The following is a 5464-nucleotide window of genomic DNA, read 5'->3' on the forward strand; positions in this document are numbered from 1 at the left end:
GAGAATCTCGGCGCGGTGCGCACCATGCAGGCCTTCGGCGCCGAACGCGCCACCAGCGCCCGCTTCGCCAGCGCCGCCGAGGAGGCCTACGACGCCGCCCGCTCAGCCACCACGGCCCGCTGGCGCGCAGCGTCGACGACGCCCGTCTGTTCCTGCGGTGCACCCAGGGTCCCGACGATCGCGACCTGCTGTCGGTCACCACACCCCTCGACCTGAACGGGGTGACGCCCGAGCACGTGAAGGGCATGCGGTTCGGCCTCAGCATCGACCTCGGCAGCTGGTGGGTGCACCCGGAGATCGAGGCGGCGGAAGCCGCACGGTACAGCTCCGGTCGAGTCGTGGACGTGGCCGTCCCGGCCGTCGCCGCCACCTTCGGACTGGCGGGTCGACAGGTGACGGCGAAGGCCTACGGCGAAGGGCCCGTGGGGCCGGAGATCCGGGCGTCACTCGGGGACCGGCTCCGCGTCACGCACTCCAATCTCCTCGACGAGGAGACGATCATCCACTGGCACGGCATCCAGTTGCGCAACGACATGGACGGGGCGCCGCCGCTCACCGGCGAGATGGTGGCCCCGGGCGGGGACTTCGAGTACTCGTTCCTCCTCCCGCACGCCGGGACGTACTGGTACCACTCCCATTCCGGTCTGCAGGCGGACGAGGCCATGCTCGGCGCGCTCGTCGTGGAGGACCCGGACGACCAGTACGGGGCCGACGTGGACCACGTGATCCTGATCGACGACTGGACGGTGGGCTTCGGACCGTCTCCGGACGAGTTGCTGCGGGCGCTCAACCCGGCTCTCGGGGGGCATGCCGGTCACGGCGGTCACTCCGGGAAGAGTGCGGCCACCACGACCGCCGCCCGTGCGGTCGACCCGGACGCCCTCGCCCGGACCTCCGGTCCCTACGTGCGGTCCGCGGCTCTGGGCGGAATGGTTCAGCACATCGCCTACCCGATGCACCTCATCAACGGCCGGCCGTCGGCCGAGGCCGAGCCGGTGACGGTACCGCCACGGTCCACCGTCCGTCTCCGCCTCATCAACGCGGCGGCGGAGACGCCCTACCGGGTGGCGGTCGGTGGCAAGACGATGCGGATCATCGAGACCGACGGGTTCCCGTGCGAGCCGGTGGAGGCCGACAGCGTCCTCCTGGGGATGGCGCAGCGGGTCGACGTCCTGGTGGACGCCGACTCGGGGACCTGGCCGATCGTCGCCAGCGCCGAAGGGTCCGACGCCTTCGTGGCCACGACCCTGCGCACGCAGGACTCGGCCACCACGGTCGACCCGACGAGGGCGGGGGACATCTCCGAACTCGTCTCTACGCCCGTACAGGACTCCGACCTCGAGGCGACCGACGCCTCGAGGTTGGACGCAAGGGAGGCGGACAGGACGTTCCGGCTGGAGCTGATCCAGTCGCCGGAGGACTACGTCTGGGGGATCGCCGGCCCCGACGTGGGCAAGGTGTCCTTCAAGACCGGCGAGCGCATCCGCGTGGAGATGACCAACAAGACGGACATGTGGCACCCCATGCACCTGCACGGGCACACGTTCGGCGTCCCCGGGTACGGCGGGCTGCGGCGGGACACGGTGATCATCCATCCCGGCCGGGAGTTGGCGTTCGAGTTCGACGCCGACAACCCGGGCGCGTGGATGTTCCACTGCCACAACGCCTACCACCTGGACGCCGGTATGACGACAAATTTCTACTACGAGAGGTGACAACTCATGTTGCATCGCACCACGAAGCTCGCCGCACTGGCGATGTCCGCCGTTCTGCTCGCCACCGGCTGTTCGTCCGACGGGGGCTCCGGATCGGCGGCCTCGGGTGAGACCGTCCGGGTCCACGTGAAGGACATGAAGTTCGACCCGGCCGTCGTGACCATCCAGGCCGGCGACTCCGTCGAGTGGATCTGGGAGGCGACCCTTCCCCATGACGTGGTCTCGGACGACGATTCCACGTTCGAGTTCGCCTCCGATTTGCAGATCGAGGGCAGCTTCACCCAGACCTTCGACACCCCGGGAGAGTACGGCTACCACTGCACCCCCCATCCGACGATGACCGGAACGGTCATCGTCGAGGGATGAACTCCGTCGCACGGGCCGACCGTCCGGGCCTCACGGCCCTGGGGGCGATGGCGACGACGTCGCGTGGTTCTACGACGACGGCGGGACCTTCCACGACGTGGTCGTGGACGGGCTCGACGGCAACGCGGGCTTCCGCTCGGAGGGAGAGCACCGGATGACGTTCGACGAACCCGGCGTCTACCGGGACACCTGCTCCATCCACCCCCAGATGGTCGGGATCGTGGTCGTCGACCCCCGGTCCTGACCGGGTGCCCGTCCCGGGCCCCGCCCCCTGATTCCACCTTCCACCCGATTCCGGGTCGATATCCATCACCACCGAGGAGGAACACCATGACAACCATCCAGACAACGGCACCGCACCTCGCGGCGTCCGAGACCGTGGAGGCCGACCCCACGGCGAGCGTCCCCGACATCTCGGACCTGGACCTGGGCGACCGCGCGAGCATCCGGCCCCGCATGGGCCGGGCGATCAGCCTCGGCAAGCGCGTCGGCGTCGTCGCCGCCTCGCTGGCGGCCGGCGTGGGCGCCGCCGTCGCCGTCGGTGCGGTCGGCGGCCTCTCGGCCCCGGTCGCGCTCACCGTCGGCGTCGTGGGCGCCGCCGCGCTCACTGCGGTCGCAGCCAACTGGTCCACCTGCGGCATGTCCGTGGCGGGGGTCGTGGCTGCCCCCAAGCAGTCGGACCGTCCGGGGGACGGCAACGCCGTGGGTCGGCTCGGTGCCCACCTGGCGGGCTCCCTGCTCACCGCCATCCCGGTGGGCGCGGGCCTGGGCCTCGCCGGCATGGCGATCCAGGCCCTGGTCGGACCGGTCCCCGTGGCGCCGCTGCTCGCCGGCTGGTCCTCGCTGGCGCTCCTGTACGGGCTCCACGAGACCGGGCTGATCACGATGCCCACCCCGATGCGTCGCCAGCAGTTGCCGCGTCACCTGCGACGCGTGGGTCGTCCGATGCGCGTGTCGTTCTACTTCGGCACGCTCATCGGACCCGGCTTCATGATCTTCATCCGGTCCAGCGCCTACTACCTGCTGTTCCTCGGTGCGATCGCCCTGGCCAACCCGGTCCTCGGCGCGGCGCTGTTCGCCACGGTGTCGGTGGGCAGGTGCGGTCCGGCCGCCCTGGCGATCCTGCACCAGCGGCGTGGCGGCACGATGGGCGATTTCCTGCTCAAGTGCATGACCGCGGACCGCATGGTTCAGCTCGCCGCGGGTTCGGGCCTCGTGGCCCTCGCCGGTTTCGGGGCCGCCGCGCTGGCCATGTGACGTCGATCCATGTGACGTCGATGCCGCCGTCGACCCCGGTCGACGGCGGGTGTGCACCGGTGGTGGCGCCCGGTCCGCGGGTTCCTGCGGACCGGGCGCCCGCCCGTGTCGGGCGACGGGACGGTCAGGCTCGACCCGCCTCCAGCGCCTGCTGGAGGGCCTGGCCGAACACCTCGACCGGCTGCGCCCCGCTCACCGCGAGTCGGCCGTCCAAGACGAAGAACGGCACGCCCCTCACGCCGATGCCGCGGGCGGTCTCGATGTCCTCGCGGACGCGGTCACCGAAACCGTCCCCGTCGAGCAGTTGGTCGACGGCCTCGGCGGGGAGTCCCACCCCGGCGCCGACCCGGCGGATGGTCTCCGGGTCCGAGAGCCGCTGGCCGTCGGTGAAGTAGGCCCGGCGCAGCGCCTCGTCGATCTGGTCGGCCAGGCCGTGATCGGCGGCCAGGGCCGACAGCCGGTGCGCGTCGTAGGTCGAGGACACGGTGGACGCGCGCCAGTCGTACTCCAGTCCGAGCTCGCGGAAGCGGGCCGCCATCTGCTCCTGCCCGGCCTCCGCCTGGGCGAGCGGCATCCCGTACTTGCGCGCGAGCATCTCCGCGCTCGACTCGGTGACGGCGTCGTGGCCGTGGCGGGGCGCCGCGGGGTCCAGTTCGTAGGCCCGCCAGACGATCTCCACCTCCGTTCCGGGGTTTTCGCCACGGAAATCCTCCAGTGCGGCCTCGAGATGACGCTTGCCGATCCAGCAGAAGGGGCAGATCACGTCGGACCAGATGTCAATGCGCATGCACGGTGGAACGCTGCGAGGGGGTCCGGGATTCCGCGGGGGCGGCGGGTAGCATGAACCAGCCCTGGTCCGTCACCGGACCGGAGCGCCCACACACGTGGCCAGTCGCCACACGTCGCCCAGTGCCGAGGAGATCGCCCCCCGTGTCCGAGAACCGCATGCCGGAAGCCGAAGTCGACGCGACGGGTGCGGGCGCCGTGACCACCACCGTGATCCCTGCGGGTGAACCCGCGGGCAAGATCCTCGCCGAGCGTGAGCTGCAGTCCCGGTCCGGCCCGGAGACGATCGTGGTGGTCCGCGACCCGGGGGGCGCCCTCCGCGATCTGTCGTGGGCCCCCGCCGCCGACACCGAGGTCGAGCTGGTCCGGGCGGATTCCGAGGACGGGCGCTCGGTGATCCGGCACTCCTGCGCGCACGTGCTGGCCCAGGCCGTGCAGGACAAGTTCCCGGAGGCCAAGCTCGGGATCGGGCCGCCGATCGAGAACGGCTTCTACTACGACTTCGACGTGGCCGAGCCGTTCACCCCCGAGGACCTCAAGGACCTCGAGAAGCGCATGAAGAAGATCGTCAAGGCGGGCCAGCGCTTCGCCCGACGCGAGTACGCATCGCTCGACGAGGCCCGCGCCGAGCTGGCGGGCGAGCCGTACAAGCTCGAGCTGATCGAGGAGAAGGGTCGCGCGGACGCGGGCGACGTCGACGGGGCCGACGCGGTCGAGGACGCCGAGATCATGGAGGTCGGTGCCGGGGCGCTCACCGCCTACGACAACCTCAACCCCCGCACCGGCGAGGTGATCTGGTCGGACCTCTGCCGCGGTCCCCACACACCCACCACCAAGTTCATCCCGGCGTTCACCCTGACCCGCTCGTCCGCGGCGTACTGGCGCGGCGACCAGGGCAACGCCGGTCTCCAGCGGATCTACGGCACCGCGTGGGAGAGCACCGAGGCGCTGGACGCCCACCTCGACCGGCTGGCGGAGGCGGAGAAGCGCGATCACCGGCGTCTGGGCACCGAGCTGGACCTGTTCAGCTTCCCCGACGAGATCGGCTCCGGCTTCCCCGTGTTCCATCCGCGCGGCGGGATCATCCGCAACGAGATGGAACAGCACTCGCTCCGTCGCCACCTGGGCGCGGGGTACTCGCTCGTCAACACCCCGCACGTGACCAAGGGCGACCTGTTCCGGAAGTCCCAGCACCTGAGCTGGTACTCGGAGGGGATGTTCCCCCCCATGGTGCTCGACGCCGAATACGACGCGGACGGCAAGGAGACCAAGCCGGGGCAGGACTACTACGTCAAGCCCATGAACTGCCCCATGCACAACCTCGTCTTCGACTCCCGCGG

6 protein-coding genes and 1 pseudogene are annotated in these 5464 nt (G+C 70.7%); 6 read left to right on the forward strand and 1 reads right to left on the reverse strand.

Annotated elements, in window-relative coordinates; all coding sequences use genetic code 11:
* The 5 genes from Q0444_RS12880 to Q0444_RS12900 form a co-directional block, all read left to right on the forward strand.
* On the forward strand, window positions 1-216 hold a 216-nt coding region (locus Q0444_RS12880), incomplete at its 5' end, for a hypothetical protein (protein WP_299023413.1).
* The gene (locus Q0444_RS12885; protein WP_299023411.1) at window positions 153-1715 is read left to right on the forward strand and encodes a multicopper oxidase family protein; all 1563 of its coding nucleotides are present in this window, start codon (window positions 153-155) and stop codon (window positions 1713-1715) included. The genes Q0444_RS12880 and Q0444_RS12885, both read left to right, overlap by 64 nt.
* Before the next feature lie 6 nt (window positions 1716-1721).
* Window positions 1722-2081: a plastocyanin/azurin family copper-binding protein gene (locus tag Q0444_RS12890; RefSeq protein WP_291084764.1), complete on the forward strand. Its 360-nt coding sequence runs from the start codon at window positions 1722-1724 to the stop codon at window positions 2079-2081.
* A 97-nt stretch (window positions 2082-2178) separates the two neighbouring features.
* Window positions 2179-2325: a hypothetical protein gene (locus Q0444_RS12895; RefSeq protein ID WP_299023409.1), complete on the forward strand. Its 147-nt coding sequence runs from the start codon at window positions 2179-2181 to the stop codon at window positions 2323-2325.
* 86 nt (window positions 2326-2411) lie between these two features.
* Window positions 2412-3338: a methylamine utilization protein gene (locus tag Q0444_RS12900; protein ID WP_349679615.1), complete on the forward strand. Its 927-nt coding sequence runs from the start codon at window positions 2412-2414 to the stop codon at window positions 3336-3338.
* Window positions 3339-3462: 124 nt separating this feature from the next.
* Here Q0444_RS12900 and Q0444_RS12905 read toward each other — a convergent pair whose 3' ends face one another.
* Window positions 3463-4125: a DsbA family protein gene (locus tag Q0444_RS12905; RefSeq protein WP_299023410.1), complete on the reverse strand. Its 663-nt coding sequence runs from the start codon at window positions 4123-4125 to the stop codon at window positions 3463-3465.
* A 158-nt stretch (window positions 4126-4283) separates the two neighbouring features.
* Here Q0444_RS12905 and thrS point away from each other — a divergent pair.
* A pseudogene (thrS, locus tag Q0444_RS12910) lies at window positions 4284-5464 on the forward strand (threonine--tRNA ligase); the annotation flags it as partial.

The sequence above is a fragment of the uncultured Dietzia sp. genome (assembly GCF_937873725.1).
Classification (GTDB): Bacteria; Actinomycetota; Actinomycetes; order Mycobacteriales; family Mycobacteriaceae; genus Dietzia.